Here is a 21,980-nt window from a genome sequence, read left to right as displayed (position 1 = left end):
CGGTTAGAATAGGTACGGAAACGCTCTGAAGATCGGGAGGGAACGACCCCGGCGTCGCGGCGTGAAATCTGTTGGTCGGTGTGGGTTCTTGTCCGCAGCGCCCCAGGCGGCGATAGCAGAGTTTCCCGACCCGCGATCGCGCAAGGCATTCGTGAGTTCCAGCCCGGTCTCGACCGGAGCGCCCGGGTATCATCGCAACTCAGGAGATACATTTGGTCACGGCTTAATGCGTTCGATGCATTCGGAGCGGTGTCAGCGCTGATGACGCCCTGCGGTTCATTTCGGCGCGGCCAGGTGCCGTAACGACGAACTGAGTGACGGCGCCAGCGTCAAGGGTCCGCGGCAGGTCCGAACGACTGTAGAAAGGAGACCGCTGCTAAGCGGACCAGTTCAATCCCCGGGCACAAAGGAAAAACAATGAAAGGGGTTGTATTCAATTTACTAGAAGCCGTAGTCCGGCGTGACTACGGTGACGACACGTGGGAAGCGCTCCTCGAGGCAGCCAACACCGACGGTGCATATAGCTCGCTTGGCAACTACCCTGATGAGGAGATGATGAAACTTGTCGGCGCGGCATCATCGGCGCTCAAGATGCCCGCCGATGATGTTGTTCGCTGGTTCGGCCGAAACGCCTTGCCGCTTCTTGCGAACAAGCATCCACATTTTTTCGCGGCCCATAAATCGACACGCCCGTTTCTTCTTACCCTGAACGACGTCATCCACTCTGAGGTGCGCAAGCTGTATCCCGGGGCGGACGTGCCAGTATTCTCTTACGACACCTCCTCCTCGGAAGTTCTCCTGATGCACTACAAGTCGCCGCGCAAGCTCTGTGCACTCGCGGAGGGATTCATCGAGGCTACCGCCGCCTACTACGCCGAAGAGCTTTCCCTAGACCAACCGGAGTGCATGAATCGGGGAGACGACAAGTGTGTGCTGCGAGTGTCCGTCAAGAAAGCGAGAGGCTGACGTATGGAGAGCCTCAATGACGCCGATATCCAACTTGCCCGGTTGAAGAAGCGACTGGATCGAGAGCAGCGGGCGCGAGCCGAAAGCGAGGCGATTGCCGAGAAAGCACTCAGCGAGCTTTACACGAAGAAGAAGGAAATTGAACTGCTTCAGCTGATAACAGTCGCCGCAAATGAGGCATCGACCGTGGACGACGCGATGCGAACCGCCCTCGATGGGGTGTGCGCCCATACAAGGTGGCCGGTCGGGCACGTTCATCTCAAGGACTCAGCGGGAGTGCTTGTATCGACGAGTCTGTGGCATCTCGATAATTCTGAACGATACAAAACGTTCCGCAAAGCTACCGAGGCCATGACGTTTGTTCCAAGCATCGGCTTGCCCGGTCGCGTTCTCGAGGAGAGAAAGCCTGCGTGGATCGTCGACGTGACCAAAGACGACAATTTCCCTCGGTCGAAGGCAGCACAAGACACGGGTCTGAGAGCCGGCTTCGCCTTTCCGGTGCTGGTTGGGGAAGAGGTCGCCGCTGTAATGGAATTTTTCTCTGACGAACCTGCAGAGCCGGATGATGCCGTACTGACAATTATGGCCCATGTGGGCAGTCAGCTCGGGCGCGTCATCGAGCGGCGGCGTGCCGAAGACGCGCTCAAGCTTGCGAGCCAACACAAGTCCCAGTTTCTCGCCAACATGTCGCACGAATTGCGCACGCCGTTGAACGCGATCATCGGCATTACCGAAATGCTGCAGGAGGATGCGCGCGACTCGGATCGCGGAAACGAGTTTGAGCCGCTCGACCGCGTCGTTCGCGCGGCCCGCCATCTACTGGCCGTCATCAACGACATCCTCGACCTGTCCAAAATCGAGGCCGGAAAAATGGACCTCCATGTGAGCTCCTTCGAGATCGCGCCGGTCGTCCAGGACGTGGTCAACACGGTCGGGACGCTCGCTGCCAAGAACCAAAACTCTCTCAAGCTCGAGTGTCCTCCTGACATGGGGTTCATGTGCGCGGACCAGACGCGAATTCGTCAGGCGCTGCTCAATCTCATCAGTAACGCGGCCAAATTCACGGAGAACGGCACGGTAACGATCAGCGTCAGTCGTACGATTGCCGAGACTGGCGAGTGGGTTGTCATCTCCGTGTCGGACACTGGTATTGGTTTGACAGCGGAGCAGAAGGGACGGTTGTTTCAGGACTTTGTACAGGCTGATGCTTCGACAACTCGCAGGTACGGAGGCACGGGACTCGGACTCGCGATCAGCCGGCGCTTCTGCCAGATGATGGGCGGCGACATCACGGTCGAAAGCGAGCCTGGACGGGGCTCGACTTTCACGATCCGCTTGCCGGCTCAGGAGACGCAGTCACAAGCGCCGGTGCTGCCCAAGAGCTCTCCGCCAACGCTACGCTCCACAGATTCTCAGCGAGCTCCGCTCATTTTGGTGATCGATGACGACGATGCGGTGCGGAAGGTGACAACACACTTTCTGACGCGCGAAGGGTTTGCCGTGACCACGGCAAGCGGCGGTCGGGAAGGGCTTCGGCTCGCGCGTGAGCTGCAGCCGGCCGCAATCACGCTCGATATCATGATGCCCGATCTCGATGGCTGGACCGTGCTTGCCGCGATCAAGGGCGACCCTGCAACGGCGGGCATTCCAGTGGTCCTGATGACGATCGTGGACGAGAAAAACCGCGGCTATTCGCTGGGCGCCGCCGACTACATGGTCAAACCGGTGGATTGGAGCGGGTTGAGCGGCGTACTGCGGAGCATATGCAAATCGGCTGGGCGGGGCGTGCTAGTCGTTGACGATGACGACGCGATACGATCCGGTTTGCGACGCGCGCTCCACGAAGGGGGCTGGCAGGTGGCAGAGGCCGAGAACGGGCGCGTGGCTTTGGCGCGCCTTGCCGAAGCGCAGCCCGACGTGATCGTGCTCGATCTCATGATGCCCGAAATGGACGGTTTCGAGCTGCTCGACGCGCTGCGGAGCAACCGCGCATGGCGCGAGATCCCGGTATTGGTTCTTACCGCCAAAGATCTGACGGACGACGACCGCGCGCGCCTGAACGGCGGAATTGAGCGCATCCTTCAGAAGCGCGATCGGCAGGAACTGCTAAGCGAAGTCCTCGACGTTCTTGATCGATGCATCGAACGCCGTCGCGGGGAGAGCATTGCCGTGCCATGACCAAGGTCCTGTATGTGGAAGACAACGAAGACAACGTCTATGTGTTGAAGAACCGGCTGACGCGCAAAGGCTACACCGTCTTGGTCGCCTCCGACGGAGCCGAGGGCGTGTCCATGGCCGCGACAGAACAGCCGGAGGTCATCCTGATGGATTTGAGCTTGCCGGTGCTCGACGGCTGGGAGGCAACGCGCCGCATCAAAGCCGGCGAAGGGACCCGGCACATTCCTGTAATCGCACTTTCCGCCCACGCCATGACCGGGGACAGAGAAGAGGCGCTGGCCGCCGGCTGCGACGACTTCGATACCAAGCCAGTGGAGATCCCCCGGTTGATCGAAAAGATCCAGGCGCTCGTCGGGAAAGGCCGCGCCTCGTGACTGTCACCGAGTCCGCTCTTCTGGTCGTCGATGACAATGAGGACAACCGATACACGTTGACGCGCCGTCTTAACCGTGAGGGCTACAAGAAGCTCACAATGGCGAGGAACGGGCGAGAGGCGCTGGACAGACTGAACGCGCAACCTTTCGATCTCGTCCTGCTGGACATCATGATGCCAGACATGAACGGCTATGAGGTTCTCGAACAGGTGAAGGCCACGCCGGCGCTTCGCGATATTCCAATCATCATGATCTCGTCGCTCGACGAAATCGAGAGCATCATCCGCTGCATCGAGCTCGGCGCTGAGGATTATCTCAGCAAGCCGTTCAATCCGACGCTGCTTCGTGCGCGCGTCGGTGCATCGCTCGAAAAGAAGCGCCTGCGAGACGAGGTTCGCAGGAACATGCTACGGCTGGCACAGGAACTGCAGGCGGCGCGCGCATTGCAGCTTGCCATGTTGCCGCGGCAGTTCCCGTTCTGCTCGCCCTCGCATCCGATCGCCGTTCATGCTGTCATGGAGCCGGCAAGAGAAGTCGGCGGAGACCTGTACGACTGCTTCTATGCCGGCGAGCACACGTTCTGCTTTCTGGTCGGCGACGTCTGCGGCAAGGGTGCTTCCGCTGCGATGTTCATGGCGCGAGCCCGCAGTCTCGTGCGGATCACCGTCTCTCTCTGGCGGGAATGGCGCACCGGCGACGTCGATCCTGGAGCGTTGCTGGAAGCAGTCAACCGCGAGCTGTGCCAGGACAACGACGAGTGCATGTTCATCACGATGTTTCTCGGTTTGATCGACACAAGCAGCGGGCTCATTTCGTTCGTGAATGCCGGCCATCCTCGGCCTCATCTGGTTTCGAGCACCGGCGAGACCAAGCAGATCGACTCGAAGCCGGCGTTGCCGCTTGGCGTTCGGCGCGAGGCCCAGTTCCAGACGCGGACGCTTCAAATTCTTCCTGGCGATGCGCTTTTTGTTTGCTCGGACGGTGTATTCGAAGCGATGAACGGCAAAGGAGACCTGTTCTCCATTGAGCGCATGGTGCAGCTCTTGCGTCAGGCCTATGCGGCTGAGCCGCAGGAGATGGTTCGCATCATCAAGGACGCCGTCGATGCGTTCATGGGGAATGCTTCAAGAACAGACGATCTGACAGCGCTGGCGTTGCGGTGGCGGCCTGCCGAGACGACGGCCGAGCGTTCGATCGTGTGATGCGCATGGCCCATGCAGTCGATGTCCGAATCCGCAATGATATTTCGGATATGGGCATCGTTCGCGACACCCTTGATAATCTAGCCCGCGAGTTCCGCATACCTGGGCGCGCCCTGGCGCAATTGCAGGTGGCACTCGACGAGGCCGTCAGTAACGTGATCAAATATTCTTGGGACGACGGGGGGCAGCACGAGTTCCTCGTCCGGATCACCGTGCAGCCTGACAGAGTGGATCTGGAGATTTTCGACGATGGCAGGGAGTTCGATCCGGTGACAACGCTTCTCCCCCACCATGCGCCCCAGGGCCGGCGGCCTCGGCCCGGCGGACTCGGCATTCACCTGATCAACAAGCTAGTCGATCGTTTCGCCTACGAACGCATTGATGGACGCAATCACACCACATTGAGCAAGACATGCGAGGTCGGCATAGCAGTCCAAAGGAGCGAGAAATGAATGCCCTTACTATCGGCCAGACGCGTGCCGGGAGCGTCTGTATCGTGACGCTTTCGGGTCGAATCGACAGCACCAGTGCCAGCGACGTTATGGCTGAGCTCAAGCGCCTGATCTCGTCCGGCGAAAAGTCGATCCTGGTTGATCTGGGCGCGGTGCTGTACCTCACCAGCGCCGCTTTTCGCGCGCTCCTGGTCGCAACCGATGAAGCCGAGCGCAAGGCGGCGAAACTTGCGCTGTGCAACCTTGCCGGACACGTGCGCGAGTTGTTCGAGATGGGCGGGCTACTCGACGTCTTTGCGATTCACAACTCGCGCGAGGAGGCGTTGAAACAGCTGGCCGGACCGCGCGCGCCATGACCCATCCGCCCGGTCTGATCTACGCGGTCGACGATCATCCGCCATGGGCCATTCTGATCGTCTCGGCGTTGCAGCATATCGGGCTTATGGCGATCACGCTGATCTTTCCAATCATCATCGCGCGCGAGGCAAATCTCTCTGGAACGCAGTTCCTCGATCTGGTCTCGCTGTCGATGCTCGGGCTCGGCGTTGCAAATATATGCTTCTGCGTTCGATCGAGATTCATCGGGTCTGGCTATCTTTGTGGGGCTGCCTATACGGCAATCTTCCTCGGCCCTTCACTGTTCGCCCTCCAGCAGGGTGGTCTTGCGCTGGTTTTCGGCATGACGGTCATCGGCGGGTTGGTGCAGATCGCCATCGCGCCGCTGCTCCACCGGTTGCGAGCGCTGCTACCTTCTGAAATCGCCGGTCTCGTGATTGCCGTGGTCGGTCTCACCCTGGCTGGCCTTGGTGTGCGCTATGGGCTTGGCATCAATGCGCAGCAACAGAAGATCAATTCGGACTATGTGATCGTGGCCGGCGTCTCGCTCGTCACCATGACGATGCTGAACATCTGGTCCAGGGGCTATGGCAAGATGTTCTGCGTGCTGATCGGGATGGTGGTCGGATATGCCGTCAGCGCCGGCCTCGGGATATTTGAGCTGGCCAAGATCGTGCCGGAGGGGGGATTGAGTGTTGTACGCTTGCCGCGGCTTCAGCACATGGGCTGGTCATTTGATCCTGTGCTGGTCGCCCCCTTTGTGGTTGCATCGCTAGCCGCCACTCTCCGCGCGATGGGTGACGTGTCGAATGCGCAGCGAATCAACGATGCCGACTGGGTCCGTCCCAACTTCCGATCGCTCGCGGGCGGCGTATCGGCCAACGGGGTGGCTGTCGTGTTTTGCGGGCTGGTCGGCAGTTGCGGCATCAATACCTACAGCTCGACCATCGGATTGTCTGGCGCGACCGGCGTGACCAGCCGAAGTGTCGGCTATGCGATCGGACTCGGGTTCTGCGTGCTCGCCTTCATTCCGCCCATGGCCGTGGCGCTGGCGGCGATGCCACTGCCGGTGATGGGCGCTGCGCTTTTTTTCACGGCCGCCTTCGTGTTCACCAACGGATTGCAGATGATCACAGCGCGCATGCTCGACGCTCGCAAGACGCTGGTCATCGGCTTCTCCTTTGCAATGGCGGTCGTCGCTGATCTCTATCACGATGCGTTGATGGATGTGCCGATCGTTCTGCAGCCAATCTTCGGGAACTCACTTGTGTTGGGCACGGTCTGTGCCGTCGTGCTGAACCTGATCATGCGTATCGGCGTGCGTCAGCAGGTTTCCATCAAGCTGGCGCCCGGCGGTATCAATCGCGAAGCCGTGGAGCGGTTTCTCTCGGAGCAAGGTGCGCGCTGGGCAGCGCGGCGGGACATCATGCATCGGGCAATCTTCGGCGTGGTCCAGGTACTCGAAGTGGTTGGTGATCCGCCTGGCGGCGTCGAGGTCGAGGCGAGCTTCGATGAATTCAACCTCGATATACGAATCCGCTACGTCGGTGCGCCGCTGACCATTCCGGAGCGCAAGCCCTCGCCAAAGGAGATCGTGGAAAGCGAGCACGGCGAGCGGCTGCTTGCCGGCTATCTGCTCCGTCAAAGCGCCGACCACATCAACGCACAGGGAAACGGCGCATCTGTCGAGATGATACTGCACTACGACCATTGAGACGACGGCTCATGGCCTTTCCTCAGGTTTGCGGTTCAAGCCGAATGTCCTCTCCGCGCCGCGAGGTCGCAGTTTGACCCCAGAGCCGACGTGGCAGCTTAGAGGAGCAGGAAAGAAGTCGTTGCCGCGACCGCTACCGTCAGGGATACAAAATCGCAGAAGATCGTAGTTCGGCGGGCAAAATCGTGCCGCTTGGTAGCGGGGGAGGGACTCGAACCCCCGACCCCAGGATTATGATTCCCGTGCTCTAACCAGCTGAGCTACCCCGCCACGGCATCGCAGTCGGCGGCAGGCGATGCCGCGGGTGCGAACGCGCGGCATATAAGGAGTGGGTCAAGCCGCTGTCAAGCAAACCGAACCGGTTCGCCAAGCTCCCGCAAAACCGCGCTATTTCGGCCGGATTGAGGGATCGCCGCCGGGGCTGCCGGGCGGCGGAATCACCGGCGTCTTGCTGCCGTTTGGCGCAGGTGCGTGCATTTCGGGATCTATCCCCGCAGGCGGGCACAATACGCCATCAGAGCGCGCCAGTTTGTCGCCAAGTGGCTCGGCCCGCTGGCCGGTGGTCGTCCCTTCCGGAGCCGTTGTGCTGGAATTCGGCGCTGGCTGCTGCATTGGGGCGCAGTTGGCGGCGTTTGCGGCGCGATCGGGCGATGGCGGCGCGGTCTGCGCGGGCGGCGTCGTCGGCCCGGGCGGAGCCTGGGCGCCTGCCACATTGGTGACCGCCATCAACACACATGAAAGAAGAAGTGCGCGTTGCATTGCCATGCGAAGAAAACGGCCCTCGCGCGCGCTGGTTCCGCAATTAGCGGCGCTTGTCCCTCACGATTTCCGATAACGGATCAGCGAAAAATGCCCCATCGGCGGCATCGGCCGCCGCTCGGTCAAAGTGACGCCGCCATGCTTGGCGGCCCATTTGGTCAGGCGCTGCCACGGGAATTCCGGCCGCCAGCCGAGCCGCCGCGCCAGTGGCGCGAACGCCAGTTCGAAGATGCGGCGGGGACCGTTTTCGGCGCCGATATGATTGACCAGAATGAGCTCGCCGCCCGGCTTCAGCACGCGGATGAAATCGTCCAGCGTCGCTTCGGGATCCGGCACCGCCGTGATGACATATTGCGCCACCACCGCATCGAAAAACGAATCGGGAAACGCCAGGTTCTTGGCGTCCATCACCGCGAGCGTTTCGACATTGGTCAGCCCGAACTCGCGCACGCGCTTGAGCGCCCGCCGCAGCATCGGCTCGGAGATATCAACGCCGCACAATTTCGTGCTGCGCGAATATTCCGACAATGATAGGCCGGTGCCGACGCCGACGTCGAGAACGCGTCCGCCGATCTTGTCGGCTTCTGCAATGGTCGACCGTCGGCCCTCGTCGAACACCTTGCCGAAAACCAGATCATAGACTGGCGCCCAGCGCCCATAAGCCTTTTCGACCCCCTCGCGGTCGATGTCCCCAGCCATTTCCCCTGCCTCGATTTTTTCTTAGGTGCGCATCACCTCGGCGAGCGGCGCAGCCTTTTCCTGCGCCGCTGCCCTCGCCGTCGGATGCCGTGCGCTGGCGCTCTTGATGAAGCCGCCGCCGAGTACGCGCGCCTGTCCCGCAGGCGCATCGTAGAACACACAGGCCTGGCCGGGCGACACGCCCTCTTCTCCGGCAACGAGTTCGACCTCGTAGCCGCCCTCGACCGCCCGCAGCCAGGCCGGCTGCGGCGCGCGCGTCGAACGCACACGAACGAACATTTCGAGGCCGTCGCCGATGACGCGCTCAAGCGCGCCGTCGCCGATCCAGTTGACGTCACGCAACAGGATGCGATCCATCCGCAGCGCCTCGCGCGGCCCCACCACCACGCGGCGGCTGGCCGCGTCGAGCTTGACGACATAGAGCGGCGCCCCGGAAGCGATGCCCAGCCCCTTGCGCTGGCCGACCGTGAAATGAACGATGCCCTGGTGCCGGCCGATCGTGCGGCCTTCGAGATCGACGATATCGCCAGGCTCGATCGCGCCGGGCTTCAGCCGGCCGATAATGTCGGTGTAGCGGCCGGTGGGCACGAAGCAGATATCCTGACTGTCCTGCTTTTCAGCGACTTCGAGGCCGAAGCGCCGCGCCAGTTCGCGCGTCTGCGGCTTGGTCATGTCGCCGAGTGGAAAGCGTAGATAGTCGAGCTGCTCGCGCGTGGTCGCGAACAGGAAATAGCTCTGGTCGCGATCGGCGTCCGCAGCACAGACCAGTGCGCGCGATTCGTCGGCGAGGCGCCGGGAGGCAACGTAATGTCCGGTCGCGAGCGCCTGCGCGCCGAGTTCGCGCGCGGTTGAAAGCAGGTCGCGAAACTTGATCGATCGGTTGCACTCGATGCACGGCACCGGCGTTTCGCCATGCGCGTAGCTGTCGGCAAAATTGTCGATCACGGACTCGCGGAAGCGGCTTTCGTAGTCGAGCACATAATGCGGGATGCCGATCCGTTCGGCGACGTTGCGGGCATCATGGATGTCGCGCCCGGCGCAGCAGGCGCCCTTGCGATGGGTGGCCGCGCCATGGTCGTAAAGCTGCAGCGTGATCCCGACCACGTCGTAGCCCTCGGACTTCAGCAAGGCAGCCGTCACCGAGGAGTCGACGCCGCCGGACATAGCGACCACGATCCGTGTGTCCTGCGGACGCCCTTCGAGATCCAGACTGTTTCGCATGCCAGGGGTCATCGGGTTCAATCGCGAGCGCACCGGGCGGCTCGCGGCCAGGGTTAAAAGGCCTTACATATAAGGGCCTTAAGGCGCAATCCGGCCATACCGGGCCGGATCGTGCGCCGCTCTTTAATATAGGCCGCATTCCCGCGAGGCAATCAGCCGTTCTCCATTTTGGAGCGGGTCCAGAACGGCAAATCTTGCCGCCGGGCAGAAAAGGAAGTCGCAATCGCGCCCCGCGGCCGGGCCATCAGCCCGCATAAACTATTGAAATATAACAATATTCTTTGATGATCCGAATGGCCCGGTCCTTGCTGAGGGATAACCGAGAGCTCAGCGCGAGGGTCCCCGGTGGTTAGTGTCACGTCAGAAGTATCCGCAAACGCATCTTTCCAGAGTGCGGCGGCACGGTCCGCCCGGCCGGATCCCGAGCGTCCCGTCGGAAACGACAGCTTCGCGGCGCTGGTCGACAGCAATGCCGCCTCCAGCCGCAACGACGACCGCATGCAGGACACGGCGTCCGCTCCGCGCCGCTCCGACGACGCGCAAGCCGTCTCCGATAGCCGCGCGCGCGACAACACCGCCGCATCGGACAAGGCAGACAAAGCCGCGCGCGATGATTCGAACAATCGCGACGCCGCCCAAGCCCGTAATGACACAGTCCGCAACGAAAAAGCCCGCAAAGACAAGGCTCGCGACGACGGCAAGGTCGACGCCAGGACCGACAGCGACGGCAAGGGCGACATCGACGTCAAGGCGGCAACGACCGGCCGCACCAAGTCGAAATCCGACGCAGCGAAGTCCGACAAGGCGCAGTCCGATGACACTACACAAGCCTCTTCCGGCGACGCTTCCGCGGTCGCCGACCAGACCGAGACGACACCGGACGGAGCGGCGATCGTAACGGCCGACGCGGTTGCCATGGCGATCCCTGCTGCCGCAGCACCGGCGCCCGCTTCCGCAGCACAAGCAGCCGACAAGGCAACTGCCCCGCTCGCTATCGCAGCGGCGGCGATTGCGGCCTCGGCTTCGCTTGCCGCCGAAACCGCGCCGGCCGCTGCTGCCGCCGATGCCGCCGACACCGCAACATCCCCCGCGCAGGCGAACGCCAGGCCCAGCGCGCAGGACGGCGTCGGCCAGGCCGTCAGCGCCCAAGCTACTTCCGCCGATCCATCCATCACAACCGGCATCGCTCAGGCTGCCGCAATCGTCGCAGCGACACCCGCCGCCGGCAAATCCGCGCTGCAACTCAAGAGTCCCGATCTCGCCAGAAAAAGCGCCACGACCGCGGTCGAGCGGGCCGGCACCACCGACACCGGCGACATTGCCGCGCCCGCGGCACCTGCCGCGGACAGCATTGTGCCCGCCGTCGCGCCGACGACCGACGCCGCGGGCAAGCCGAAGTCCGAGATCGGCATCGCCGACGCTGCGAAAGTCGATGCATCGGGCAATGCCATCGCGCCATCGGCCACCCCCGCCAACACCAACGCGCATTTTGCTGCCCCTGACGTCGTCGGCCAGACGCCGCTCAACTCGTCCGGCAACGGCCTGCAGGCTCCCGGCGCGATCCAGACGCAGCAACCGGCCGCTCCCATCACGACATCGTCCGCCTCTACTCACCTCACCGCTACGGCTGCCACTAGCGCCGCGGTACCAGTGAGCGGGCTTGCGATGGAAATCGCCGCCTCCGCGAAGAGCGGCAAGACCCGGTTTGAAATCCGGCTCGATCCCGCCGAGCTTGGCCGCATCGATGTCCGCGTCGACGTCGACCGTCACGGCCAGGTGACGTCGCATCTGACTGTCGAACGGCCGGAAACGCTCTCGATGCTGCGTCAGGACGCCAACCAGTTGCAGCGCGCACTCGACAATGCCGGACTCTCGACCGGCAATGGCGGCCTGCAGTTCAGCCTGCGCGATCAATCCTCGCAGGGCCAGAACGACGGCAACCAGTCCAATCCGAACGCGCACCGCCTCGTCGTCAGCGAGGAAGACAGCGTGCCGGCCGTCGTCGCCGGGCGCAGCTATGGCCGCATGCTCGGCGCGAGCGGCGGCGTCGACATCAGAGTTTAAGGGAGATCGCCATGGCAGTTGATGCAACCATGCCGACAACGGTCGTCTCGGCGCCCGGAACAGGTACTGCGACGAGCAACAAGACCGCATCGGACAAAACCACCGGGATCGCGGATAACTTCCAGACCTTTCTGACGCTGCTGACCACGCAGCTTCAGCACCAGAATCCGATGGATCCGCTCGACACCAACCAGTTCACCCAGCAGCTCGTGCAGTTTGCCGGCATCGAGCAGCAGCTCAAGTCGAACGAACAGTTGAAGGCGCTGGTGGACATTGAAAAGAGCGCGCAGGCTACCCAGGCGCTGGTCTATGTCGGCAACACCGTTGCCGTCGACGGCAGCAAGGCGCAGTTCGACAAGTCCGCGACCTGGAATTTCAATTCCGAGAAAGACACCACCGCGACGATCACGATCACCAATTCGGCGGGACAGACGGCGTACACTGGCAACTTTGCGTTGAAGAAGGGCGGCTCCAGTTTCGTTTGGGATGGCAAGGGCAACGACGGGGTGCAGTGGCCGGCCGGCACCTACACGTTAACCGCCACCGGCAAGGACAGTACCGGCAACAACGTCGCGATCTCCACCGAAGTCCAGGGCATCGTCGACTCGGTCGATTTGACCTCCTCGCCGCCGCTGCTCTCGATCGGCGGAATGAGTTACACCACCGACAAGGTCAAGCGGGTGGTACGCCCCAGCACTTCGAGCTAGCCCTCGGCCCTACAGCTTGCCTGCATCAGCGTTCCCGGCCCGATCCCCAGCGACGCAAAAGGCGTTCCCGGTGGCCGGGCCACGGCCATTTCGGGTCATTTTCAAGGAGATTCGTATTGAAGGCGTGGGCTTAGGTAAATTTTAAGCCGACGGGCGTAGGTTGGTCCGGTGAGTTCAGTGGTTGAGAGTTTGTGAGTACGCCATGACAGAACCCCATCGCCCGAGGGTGAAATACGTCATCGGGCCTGACGGCAGTCCGTTAACAATTGCTGACCTGCCCGCGCCCGGCACCAAACGGTGGGTGATCCGCCGCAAGGCCGAAGTTGTCGCCGCGGTCCGTGGTGGCCTGCTCTCCCTCGAAGAGGCTTGTAGCCGCTATACGCTGACGGTGGACGAATTCCTCTCCTGGCAGTTTTCGATTGACCAGCATGGCCTGGCAGGCCTCCGGACCACCCGGATCCAGCAATATCGCCAGTAAGCTCGCCCGAACCGAAAGATTTGATGAAAACCGGCCTCGTTTTGCGAAGCCGGTTTTTTTCATGCTGGAACTAATCGGGGCGGCTTTAACGGTTGTTAACCATATGGAAACCATCCCCTAGGCAATAATTGCCCAGTCGGTCCCTGGGGCCGAATCCCTGGGGGCAGTTGGTGCAAAGTCTCGTTGCTTTCTTGAAAGGCCTGGGCGCGGCGCGGCTGATGGCCATGGTTGCCGTGACGACCGCGCTGATCGGCTTCTTCGCCTTCGTCATCATGCGCGTCACCACGCCGCAAATGACCACCCTGTTCACCGATCTGTCCTACGAAGATTCCTCCAGCATCATCAAGGATCTGGAACGCCAGGCGATCCCCTTCGAGCTGCGCAATGAAGGCGCGGTCATCATGGTGCCGAAGGACAAGGTCACGCGGCTGCGGATGAAGCTGGCCGAAAGCAATCTGCCCAAGGGCGGCGGCGTCGGCTACGAGATTTTCGACAAGTCGGACGCGCTCGGCACCACCAGCTTCGTCCAGAACATCAATCATCTGCGCGCGCTGGAGGGCGAACTTGCCCGCACCATCCGCGCCATCGACCGCATCCAGGCCGCCCGCGTCCATTTGGTGCTGCCGGAGCGCCCGTTGTTCGCACGCGAGGCGCCCGAGCCGTCGGCCTCGATCGTGGTGCGGGTGCGCGGCAGCCTCGAACCCCAGCAGATTCGCGCCATCCGCCACGTCGTCGCCTCCGCCGTCAATGGGCTGAAGCCGCAGCGGGTGTCGATCGTCGACGAAGCCGGCCGGCTGCTGGCCGACGGCGCCGCCAAGGATGCCGAAGTCGCCATCGGCGACGAGCGTCGCACCGCCTTCGAGAAGCGCATGCGCAACGAGGTCGAGGCGATCGTCTCCTCGGTGGTCGGCCAGGGCCGCGCCCGCGTCCAGCTCACCGCCGACTTCGACTACAACAAGGTCACCCAGACCTCGGACAAGTTCGATCCCGAGGGCCGCGTGCTGCGCTCCAGCCAGACCCGCGAGGAATCCTCCGCCAGCGCCGGCGACGGCGGCCAGGTGACCGTCAACAACGAACTTCCCGGCAACCAGGCCAACAGCAGCACCACCGCCCGCGACCAGAGCAAGAAGAGCGAAGAGACCAACAACTACGAGATTTCCCGCACCACCAAGACCGAAGTCACCGAGGCCGGACGGGTCAACCGGATCTCGGTCGCGGTGCTGGTCGACGGCTCCTATACCAAGAACGAAAAAGGCGAGATGGTCTACCAGGACCGCAGCAAGGAGCAGCTCGACCGCATCGCCACGCTGGTGCGTTCGGCGATCGGCTTCGATCAGAAGCGCGGTGACCAGGTCGAGGTCGTCAACCTGCGCTTTGCCGAAGCGCCGGCTGTGCCCCCGGTCGTTGAGCCGACCGGCCTGCTCGGCCTGCTGCAGTTCACCAAGGACGACGTGATGTACGTCATCGAACTCGGCGTCATGATGCTGCTCGGCCTCGTGGTGCTGTTCCTGGTGATCCGCCCGCTGGTCAAGCGCATCCTGGCCGCCGAAGTCGTTCCCGCTTTGGCCGAACCGGCGCCCGCCCTGATCGAGGGCAGCGGGCCAAACGGAGAGCTCGGACCCAATCAGGCCCTGGTCACCGGCACCAGCGGCACCGCCCAGTTGATCGACGTCGCCCAGGTTCAGGGCCAGGTCCACGCCCAGGCTGTGCACCGCGTCGGCGAACTGGCCGAACGCAATCCGAACGAGACCGCCTCCATTGTTCGTCAATGGCTGAGCGAACCCGCCGAGAGCTGATATGGCCGCCGTACCGCAAACCTCCAACGCCAACGACATCACCACCGTCATCTCGGCGCTGGCGAGCCGTCAGAGCAACCGGCCCAAGGGCAAGCCGTTGAGCGGCCCGAAGCGCGCCGCGATCCTGATGCTGGCGCTGGGTGAACAATATGGCGGCAAGGTGTGGTCGCTGCTCGATGACGACGAGGTCCGCGAGTTGTCGATCCACATGTCGACGCTCGGCACCGTCGAGGCCGAAGTGGTCGAGGACCTCCTGCTCGAATTCGTCTCGCGCATGTCGGCATCCGGCGCGCTGATGGGCACGTTCGACGCCACCGAGCGGCTGTTGCAGCAATACCTGCCCGCCGAGCGCGTCACCGGCATCATGGATGAAATCCGCGGGCCCGCCGGCCGCAACATGTGGGAGAAGCTCTCCAACGTGCAGGAAGAGGTGCTCGCCAACTACCTCAAGAACGAATATCCGCAGACGATCGCTGTGGTGCTGTCGAAGCTCAAGCCGGAGCACGCGGCCCGCGTGCTGGCAATTCTGCCCGAGGACCTCGCCCTCGATGTGGTCGGCCGCATGCTGAAGATGGAAGCGGTGCAGAAGGAAGTTATCGAGCGCGTCGAGCAGACGCTGCGCACCGAATTCATGTCCAACCTGTCGCAGACCCGCCGCCGCGACGCGCATGAGGTGATGGCCGAAATCTTCAACAATTTCGATCGCCAGACCGAGACCCGCTTCATCACCTCGCTGGAAGAGGAAAACCGCGAGTCCGCCGAGCGCATCAAGGCGCTGATGTTCACCTTCGACGACCTCATCAAGCTCGACTCCGCCTCGGCCCAGACCCTGATGCGCAACGTCGACAAGGACAAGCTCGGCATCGCGCTGAAGAGCGCCAACGAGGAAGTGCGCGCCTTCTTCCTCGGCAACATGTCTTCGCGCGCCGGCAAAATGCTGCTGGACGACATGGCCGCGATGGGACCGGTGCGGCTGCGCGACGTCGACGAGGCGCAGGCGCTCCTGGTCAACCTCGCCAAGGACATGGCTGCCCGCGGCGAAATCACCCTGACCAAGAACCGCGCCGACGACGAGCTGGTGTACTGATGGCCGCGCCCGCAAAATTTCTGTTCGACACCGACTTCGCGGCGCCCGACAAGGTGCGCGAGCGTGCCGCCACGGCCGCTGAGATCGCGCAGAAGGTCGCGGAGGCCGAGGCACGCGCCTACCGCGCCGGCTACGAGGCGGCGCAGCACGAGGCCAAAGTCGAGAGCGACCGCCGCTCGGCGCTGGCGCTGGAAGAGATCGGCATCGCCATCAAAGGCATCGCCGCGCGCTTCTCCGGCATCGAGGCCAGGATGGAAACCGAGGCCGTCGATGTCGCGGTCGCCGTGGCGCGCAAGCTGTGTAGCGAGCTGATCGCCCGCGAACCGCTCGGCGAGGTGATGGCGCTGGTCAGCGACTGCTTCTCGCACCTGGTTGCCACGCCGCATCTCGTCGTTCGCGTCAACGACCAGCTCTACGAGGCGGCGCGTGAGAAGATCGAGCGACAGGCGTCGCAAAGCGGCTTCGCGGGCAGGCTGGTGATCCTGGCCGAGCCCGGCATCGCGAACGGCGACTGCCGAATCGAATGGGCCGACGGCGGCGTGGTGCTGGAACGCGCCGCGATCGAAGTGAAGATCAGCGAACTCGTCGGGCGCTATCTGGCGTCCCGCGATCAGGCCGGAATGTGAAGGCCATGAGGACTGAACCATGAGTGACACCGACGCACAGGTACCGCTTCCCGATCTCAATGCCGCGGACGCACCGCCGGTCGATGATCTGGCCTACAACGAGGACGAACAGGCTTCGCGCGTCGCGGCCGACCTCGAGGCCGTGTTCGACGTGCCCGTACAGGTCTCAGCGGTGCTCGGCCGCTCCAAGATGGACGTCGGCGAGCTATTGAAGCTTGGACCGGGCACCGTGCTCGAACTCGACCGCCGCGTCGGTGAAGCCATCGACATCTATGTCAACAACCGCCTGGTGGCTCGTGGCGAGGTCGTTCTGGTGGAAGACAAGCTCGGCGTGACCATGACGGAAATCATCAAGGCGGAACGCAGCTAACAATTTTGGCGATACGCGCGTGAGGCGCGAACAGACGGACAGGAGACAGACATGCGGCTTCTCATCGTTGGCACATTGAAGGGCCAACTCACGACCGCCACCAAGATCGCGATGGCAAACGGGGCTTCCGTGACCCATGCCGAGGCAACCGAACAGGCGGTGGCCGTGCTGCGCGGCGGCAAGGGCGCCGACCTCCTGCTGGTCGACGTCGGCCTCGACATCCGCGACCTCGTGATGCGGCTGGAAGCCGAACATATTCACGTGCCGATCGTGGCTTGCGGCATCTCCAACGATGCCCGCGCGGCGGTCGCCGCGATCCACGCCGGCGCCAAGGAATACATCCCGCTGCCGCCCGATCCGGAACTGATCGCCGCCGTGCTCGCTGCCGTCGCCAATGATTCACGTGACCTGGTCTATCGCGATGAAGCCATGGGCAAGGTGATCAAGCTGGCGCAGCAGATCGCGGGCTCCGACGCCTCCGTGATGATCACGGGCGAATCCGGAACCGGCAAGGAAGTGCTGGCCCGTTATGTGCATTCCCGCTCGGCCCGCGCCAAGCGGCCGTTCATCTCGATTAATTGCGCGGCAATTCCCGAGCACCTGCTGGAATCCGAGCTGTTCGGCCACGAAAAGGGCGCCTTCACCGGCGCGGTCGCCCGCCGCATCGGCAAGTTCGAGGAAGCCACTGGCGGTACGCTGCTGCTCGACGAAATCTCGGAAATGGACGTGCGGCTGCAATCCAAGCTCTTGCGCGCGATTCAGGAACGCGTGATCGACCGCGTCGGCGGCACCAAGCCCGTGCCGGTCGACATCCGCATCATCGCGACCTCGAACCGCAACCTTTCCGAGGCCGTGCGCGAAGGCACCTTCCGCGAGGACCTGCTGTTCCGCCTCAACGTCGTCAACCTGAAGATCCCGCCGCTGCGGGACCGTCCGGCCGACATCCTTGAGCTGGCGCAGCATTTCGCCAAGAAATACGCCGACGCCAACGGCGTGCCGCTGCGCGCCATTTCCGCCGATGCGCGGCGGGTGCTGACGTCAAACCGCTGGCAGGGCAACGTTCGCGAGCTGGAAAACACCATCCACCGTTCGGTGCTGATGGCGCAAGGGGACGAGATTGGGCCTGAGGCTATTCTGACCCCCGATGGCGACCGCCTCGACCTCGCCAAGACCGCGCCTGCCGTGGCCCACGCCACCTTCGCCGCCGAACAGGTGACCCGCGCCCTCGTCGGCCGCACGGTCGCGGACGTGGAGCGCGACTTGATCCTGGAGACGCTGAAGCATTGCCTCGGTAACCGGACGCACGCCGCCAACATCCTGGGCATCTCGATCCGCACGCTGCGCAACAAGCTCAACGAATATGCCGACGGCGGGATACCGATCACGCCGGCCGGCTCTGGCGAGCACCAGCGGTTTATGACGGCAGGGTAAGCAAGACCCTCGCCGTCATTGCGAGCCGAGCGAAGCAATCCATGGCGCCACAAGCGGAGGGGTGGATTGCCTCGCTACGCTCGCAATGACCTTGAAAGCGCGGAATAACTCGGCGCATCGGGCTTGCGAAAGATGTGAATGGGATCGCCAGGCTGCAGATCGCGCCCGGTAAAAACCGCATAGGCGTACAGCGCGAGATAGGCGATCGCGATCGCGCCCACGCCGTAAAATGCCCAAACTGCAATGCGCTTCATCCGTCACCGCACCGACCGACGCCAAAAGCGAAGCTGCCATATCGGCCGGATCAGGCGCAACCGCTATTCCGCCGCCACCTTCTGCGCCGGCGCGACATTGATCGCGAGCTTGCCGTAGCGATCCGTAAAGGCCTCGGTGTCGATCTCCTCGAGCTGGATCGCCCCGCTCATCACGCCCTGCTTCCAGGCGTCGTGTTCGGGGTCGTTCTGGAATTCGGGCATCACCTCTTTGGCGAACAATTCCAGCGACTCGCAGATGTGCTCATGGGTATTCTTTCCCGCCTGATTGAGCAGGATCACCTGGTCGATGTGGGACAACCGGAATCGTCTTAGCTTCTTGCGGATGGTTTCCGGCGACCCGATCAGGCCGCCGCGCAGCGCCGCCTCCTGTGCCTCCGGGTTGTCGTGCTTCCATTTGTTGTACTCATCCCACATGTTGACGGTGCCGGGATCGGGACGCTGCCGGTTCTGCGCGGCGCCATAGTAGCGTAACGCGAACTGGAAGAAGGTGGCGCCATCGGCGCGGCGGCGCGCCTCTTCGTCGGTCTTCGCGCACATGAAGAACGACACCAGCGCCATGTTCGGGTTGATCTCGTAATCGGCAAGCTTCTTCAGCCGCCTGGTGATCGCGTTGTAATAGGCGTGCACCCAGGCATGCGCGGCGTCCGCGCTGACGAACTGGAATCCCAGCGCGCCAAAACCGTTCCGGCCGGCGCGCTCGATGGTCGGGAGCTGCGAGCACGCCATCCACAGCGGCGGGTGCGGCTTCTGCACCGGCTTCGGCACCACGTTGCGCAAGGGAATGTCGAAATGTTTGCCGTGATGCTCGGTGCCGACCTTGGTGAACATCGGGAAGATCGCCTGCACAGCTTCCTCGAACACCTCGCGCTTGGTTTCCATATCGCGGCCAAATGGCGTCAGTTCGGTGATGGAGGCGCTCTCGCCCATGCCGAATTCGCAGCGGCCGTTGCTCAGAAGATCGAGCACCGCGACACGTTCGGCGACGCGCGCGGGATGGTTGGTGGTGAGCTGAAAAATGCCGTGGCCGAGCCGGATATTCTTGGTTCGCTGGCTGGCGGCGGCGAGAAAGGATTCCGGCGCGGGCGAATGCGAATATTCCTCCAGGAAGTGATGTTCGACGACCCAGGCATAATCATAGCCGAGCCGGTCGGCGGTCTCGAGCTGCGTCAGCGCGTTCTGGTAGAGCCGAAGCTCGTCGCCTTCTTGCCACGGGCGCGGTAGTTGCAGCTCGTAGAAGATACCGAATTTCATGACGCCTCTCCCAAGGACCGCTTCTTGTTTTTCGTCAGTGTATTCTTCGCAAATCGCAAGTCCAGCCTCGGTAGCGAAATGGCAATTCCGCGTCACGGAAGTTGTCTTGCATGGAACGCGCGAATGGTTAGCTTTACGCTTCCGTCTGAGTCGCGGCCTTCCGCCCGCGCCTCTCTCGATCTGGACCCCATGACCACTTTTACGCCGCATCAGGATTCCGCGCTGAAGGCCGTTGCCGACTGGCTGAAGGCCAGGCCTGGCCGCAACGGCACGCCGCCGGTATTCCGTCTGTTTGGTTATGCCGGCACCGGCAAGACGACGCTGGCGAGGCATATCGCCGAGGGCGTCGACGGCGAGGTGAAATATGCCGCCTTCACCGGCAAGGCGGCGCTGGTGATGCGCAACAAGGGTTGCGACAACGCCTCCACCATCCATTCGCTGATCTATCGTGCCAAGGAATCCGGCGTCGAGCAGCCGAGCTTTGAACTCTGGGACGATGCACCGGCCTCCAAAGCGAAGCTGATCGTGATCGACGAGTGCTCAATGGTCGATGCCGAGCTCGGCCGCGACTTGATGTCGTTTGATTGTCCACTGCTCGTACTCGGTGATCCCGCGCAATTGCCGCCGATCCAGGGCGGCGGCTTCTTCACCAATTGCGAGCCCGATGCGATGCTGACGGAAGTGCATCGCCAGGCGCAGGACGACCCGATCGTGCGGATGTCGATGGACATCCGCGAAGGCCGCGAGCTGGAGATCGGCCGCCGCGGCGAAAGCGAGGTGGTGCGGCGCAACGAACTCGATCCGGACCGCGTGATGAGCGCCGATCAGGTGCTGGTTGGCCGCAACAACACCCGTCGCGCCTACAACATGCGGATAAGGCAGAAGCAGAACATCGAGGATCCCTTGCCGGTCGCCGGCGACAAGCTGGTCTGCCTGCGCAACAACCGCAAGAAGGGCCTGTTCAACGGCGGGCTGTGGCGGGTGAAATCGCGCACCCAGCCGCGATCAAAATCGCAGATCCTGACCATGCGGCTGTCGCCCGACGAGGAATTCGGCCACAAGGTGACCAAGGTCTCCGTGCGGCACGACTGCTTCGAAGGCGGCATAGAGGCGATCCCGTGGGAGCAGCGCAAGCCCTATGACGAGTTCGACTACGGCTATGTGCTAACCGTGCACAAGTCGCAGGGCTCGCAATGGGACGACGTAGTGCTGTTCGACGAGAGTTTTGCGTTCCAGGACAGCCGGGCAAGATGGCTCTATACGGGCATCACGCGCGCGGCGAAAAGACTGAGCGTGGTGGTGTAGCGCAGCCCTCATTGCGCGAAGCGAAGCAATCCAAAGGGCCGCATGCGGCTGTATGGCGAGAAACGACTATCCGAAAGCAAGATGGCAAGGCTCTTGAGAGTGTCGAGTTGCCCCGTGCAATCACGAGACAACGGCGAACCGAGGCCGCGCGGACTTGCCCCGGAACTTAGACGCGCATGAAATACGTCATCGCCTCGCTGTTCGGCGCGTTGCTACTGTTCGGTTTCATCGCCTTCGGTGGCGCTGGCCACGGGTGGATCGCGGGCGCGTTCAGTTGCCTGCCATTAGCTCCTATCTCGTTTGCCGCTTGGCTCAACGCACTGCGCACTAAACCTTCACTCCATATCGCTATTGGACTGCTTGTTACCGCAGCCGTCGTGCTCGCGGCTACCGCATATGCAACGCTATCCGAAGGCACGCACTACTTCTTTAATTATTGGCGCTTGCAAGGTCCCCTAGCCGGGTCGATTATCGCTCTCATCTATTTCAATTGGGTCTTCGCTTGCGGGCTCGCGTGGTGGCGCCGCCGCGCAGAAACTTAGCTTTACATCGAGCCCGTCGTGACCGCGACCCCTGGTCACAAGTTCGCAAAGAAGGGCTTCGCCGGCGGCATGCGCGCGGCCGGCGGCGGCAAGCATGACGAGACCCAACAACACGGCCCGCAACATCCGCGGAACGCTCCGGTGCAT

22 protein-coding genes and 1 tRNA gene are annotated in these 21,980 nt (G+C 62.7%); 17 read left to right on the top strand and 6 right to left on the bottom strand.

What is annotated here, in order from left to right; translation table 11 throughout:
* Positions 1-417: 417 nt before the first annotated feature.
* From HCN50_RS13850 to HCN50_RS13820, 7 genes are read left to right on the top strand one after another with little or no spacing between them, the layout of a single operon-like run.
* The gene (locus HCN50_RS13850; protein ID WP_171710220.1) at positions 418-966 is read left to right on the top strand and encodes a heme NO-binding domain-containing protein; all 549 of its coding nucleotides are present in this window, start codon (positions 418-420) and stop codon (positions 964-966) included.
* A gap of 3 nt (positions 967-969) precedes the next feature.
* Entirely contained in the window at positions 970-3,144 is a 2,175-nt protein-coding gene (locus HCN50_RS13845) for a hybrid sensor histidine kinase/response regulator (protein ID WP_171710219.1), read from the top strand.
* Complete coding sequence (locus HCN50_RS13840) at positions 3,141-3,518, top strand: response regulator (protein ID WP_171710218.1); 378 nt, start codon at positions 3,141-3,143, stop codon at positions 3,516-3,518. The genes HCN50_RS13845 and HCN50_RS13840 overlap by 4 nt, the downstream gene beginning before the upstream one ends.
* Positions 3,515-4,720: a PP2C family protein-serine/threonine phosphatase gene (locus HCN50_RS13835; RefSeq protein WP_171710217.1), complete on the top strand. Its 1,206-nt coding sequence runs from the start codon at positions 3,515-3,517 to the stop codon at positions 4,718-4,720. The genes HCN50_RS13840 and HCN50_RS13835 overlap by 4 nt, the downstream gene beginning before the upstream one ends.
* A 5-nt stretch (positions 4,721-4,725) precedes the next feature.
* Positions 4,726-5,172 carry an ATP-binding protein gene (locus tag HCN50_RS13830; RefSeq protein ID WP_171710216.1) on the top strand — a complete coding sequence of 149 codons (447 nt, stop codon included), beginning with the start codon at positions 4,726-4,728 and terminating at the stop codon, positions 5,170-5,172.
* Positions 5,169-5,528, top strand: coding sequence for an STAS domain-containing protein (locus HCN50_RS13825; protein ID WP_171710215.1), 360 nt, complete (start codon positions 5,169-5,171; stop codon positions 5,526-5,528). Before HCN50_RS13830 ends, HCN50_RS13825 begins: the two co-directional genes overlap by 4 nt.
* Positions 5,525-7,222 (top strand): uracil-xanthine permease family protein, encoded by a 1,698-nt coding sequence (locus tag HCN50_RS13820; protein ID WP_171710214.1) that lies wholly within the window; start codon positions 5,525-5,527, stop codon positions 7,220-7,222. The genes HCN50_RS13825 and HCN50_RS13820 overlap by 4 nt, the downstream gene beginning before the upstream one ends.
* Positions 7,223-7,415: 193 nt before the next feature.
* Here HCN50_RS13820 and HCN50_RS13815 read toward each other — a convergent pair.
* The 4 genes from HCN50_RS13815 to mnmA all read right to left on the bottom strand — a co-directional run bounded on the left by HCN50_RS13815 (position 7,416) and on the right by mnmA (position 9,901).
* Positions 7,416-7,492, bottom strand: a tRNA-Met gene (locus tag HCN50_RS13815).
* Positions 7,493-7,609: 117 nt separating this feature from the next.
* Positions 7,610-7,948 carry a hypothetical protein gene (locus HCN50_RS13810; protein ID WP_235976957.1) on the bottom strand — a complete coding sequence of 113 codons (339 nt, stop codon included), beginning with the start codon at positions 7,946-7,948 and terminating at the stop codon, positions 7,610-7,612.
* Positions 7,949-8,041: 93 nt separating this feature from the next.
* Entirely contained in the window at positions 8,042-8,680 is a 639-nt protein-coding gene (locus HCN50_RS13805) for a class I SAM-dependent methyltransferase (RefSeq protein ID WP_171710212.1), read from the bottom strand.
* A 21-nt stretch (positions 8,681-8,701) separates the two neighbouring features.
* Positions 8,702-9,901 (bottom strand): tRNA 2-thiouridine(34) synthase MnmA, encoded by a 1,200-nt coding sequence (mnmA, locus tag HCN50_RS13800; RefSeq protein WP_171710211.1) that lies wholly within the window; start codon positions 9,899-9,901, stop codon positions 8,702-8,704.
* A 345-nt stretch (positions 9,902-10,246) separates the two neighbouring features.
* Here mnmA and HCN50_RS34465 point away from each other — a divergent pair, with 345 nt between their 5' ends.
* The 8 genes from HCN50_RS34465 (at position 10,247) to flbD (ending at position 18,460) form a co-directional block, all read left to right on the top strand.
* Positions 10,247-11,965 (top strand): flagellar hook-length control protein FliK, encoded by a 1,719-nt coding sequence (locus HCN50_RS34465; protein ID WP_171710210.1) that lies wholly within the window; start codon positions 10,247-10,249, stop codon positions 11,963-11,965.
* Positions 11,966-11,976: 11 nt separating this feature from the next.
* Positions 11,977-12,672: a flagellar hook assembly protein FlgD gene (locus HCN50_RS13790; protein WP_171710209.1), complete on the top strand. Its 696-nt coding sequence runs from the start codon at positions 11,977-11,979 to the stop codon at positions 12,670-12,672.
* A gap of 202 nt (positions 12,673-12,874) precedes the next feature.
* Positions 12,875-13,150 (top strand): CtrA inhibitor SciP, encoded by a 276-nt coding sequence (gene sciP / locus HCN50_RS13785; protein ID WP_002714638.1) that lies wholly within the window; start codon positions 12,875-12,877, stop codon positions 13,148-13,150.
* A gap of 170 nt (positions 13,151-13,320) precedes the next feature.
* The gene (gene fliF / locus HCN50_RS13780; protein ID WP_171710208.1) at positions 13,321-14,946 is read left to right on the top strand and encodes a flagellar basal-body MS-ring/collar protein FliF; all 1,626 of its coding nucleotides are present in this window, start codon (positions 13,321-13,323) and stop codon (positions 14,944-14,946) included.
* A gap of 1 nt (position 14,947) precedes the next feature.
* Positions 14,948-16,033 (top strand): flagellar motor switch protein FliG, encoded by a 1,086-nt coding sequence (fliG, locus tag HCN50_RS13775; protein WP_171710207.1) that lies wholly within the window; start codon positions 14,948-14,950, stop codon positions 16,031-16,033.
* Positions 16,033-16,659 (top strand): FliH/SctL family protein, encoded by a 627-nt coding sequence (locus HCN50_RS13770; protein WP_171710206.1) that lies wholly within the window; start codon positions 16,033-16,035, stop codon positions 16,657-16,659. The genes fliG and HCN50_RS13770 overlap by 1 nt, the downstream gene beginning before the upstream one ends.
* Positions 16,660-16,678: 19 nt before the next feature.
* The gene (gene fliN, locus HCN50_RS13765) at positions 16,679-17,029 is read left to right on the top strand and encodes a flagellar motor switch protein FliN (protein WP_171710205.1); all 351 of its coding nucleotides are present in this window, start codon (positions 16,679-16,681) and stop codon (positions 17,027-17,029) included.
* A 51-nt stretch (positions 17,030-17,080) separates the two neighbouring features.
* Positions 17,081-18,460 (top strand): sigma-54-dependent transcriptional regulator FlbD, encoded by a 1,380-nt coding sequence (gene flbD, locus HCN50_RS13760; protein ID WP_171710204.1) that lies wholly within the window; start codon positions 17,081-17,083, stop codon positions 18,458-18,460.
* Positions 18,461-18,534: 74 nt separating this feature from the next.
* Here the strand turns inward: flbD and HCN50_RS13755 are convergent, their stop codons facing one another.
* Together HCN50_RS13755 and HCN50_RS13750 are read right to left on the bottom strand one after the other, a co-directional pair.
* Positions 18,535-18,714 carry a hypothetical protein gene (locus HCN50_RS13755; RefSeq protein WP_171710203.1) on the bottom strand — a complete coding sequence of 60 codons (180 nt, stop codon included), beginning with the start codon at positions 18,712-18,714 and terminating at the stop codon, positions 18,535-18,537.
* Between the two features lie 63 nt (positions 18,715-18,777).
* Positions 18,778-19,986, bottom strand: a complete 1,209-nt coding sequence (locus HCN50_RS13750) for an LLM class flavin-dependent oxidoreductase (protein ID WP_171710202.1) — start codon at positions 19,984-19,986, stop codon at positions 18,778-18,780.
* A gap of 189 nt (positions 19,987-20,175) precedes the next feature.
* Here HCN50_RS13750 and HCN50_RS13745 point away from each other — a divergent pair, with 189 nt between their 5' ends.
* Both HCN50_RS13745 and HCN50_RS13740 read left to right on the top strand, forming a co-directional pair.
* On the top strand, positions 20,176-21,291 hold the full coding sequence (locus HCN50_RS13745) for an ATP-dependent DNA helicase (protein WP_171710201.1): 1,116 nt from the start codon (positions 20,176-20,178) through the stop codon (positions 21,289-21,291).
* A gap of 176 nt (positions 21,292-21,467) precedes the next feature.
* Positions 21,468-21,833: a hypothetical protein gene (locus HCN50_RS13740; RefSeq protein WP_171710200.1), complete on the top strand. Its 366-nt coding sequence runs from the start codon at positions 21,468-21,470 to the stop codon at positions 21,831-21,833.
* The last annotated feature ends 147 nt before the right edge of the window (positions 21,834-21,980 follow it).

Origin of the sequence: Bradyrhizobium archetypum (genome assembly GCF_013114835.1) — a bacterium.
Lineage (GTDB): Bacteria > Pseudomonadota > Alphaproteobacteria > Rhizobiales > Xanthobacteraceae > Bradyrhizobium > Bradyrhizobium archetypum.
This window is presented reverse-complemented; position numbering and strand designations above follow the sequence as displayed.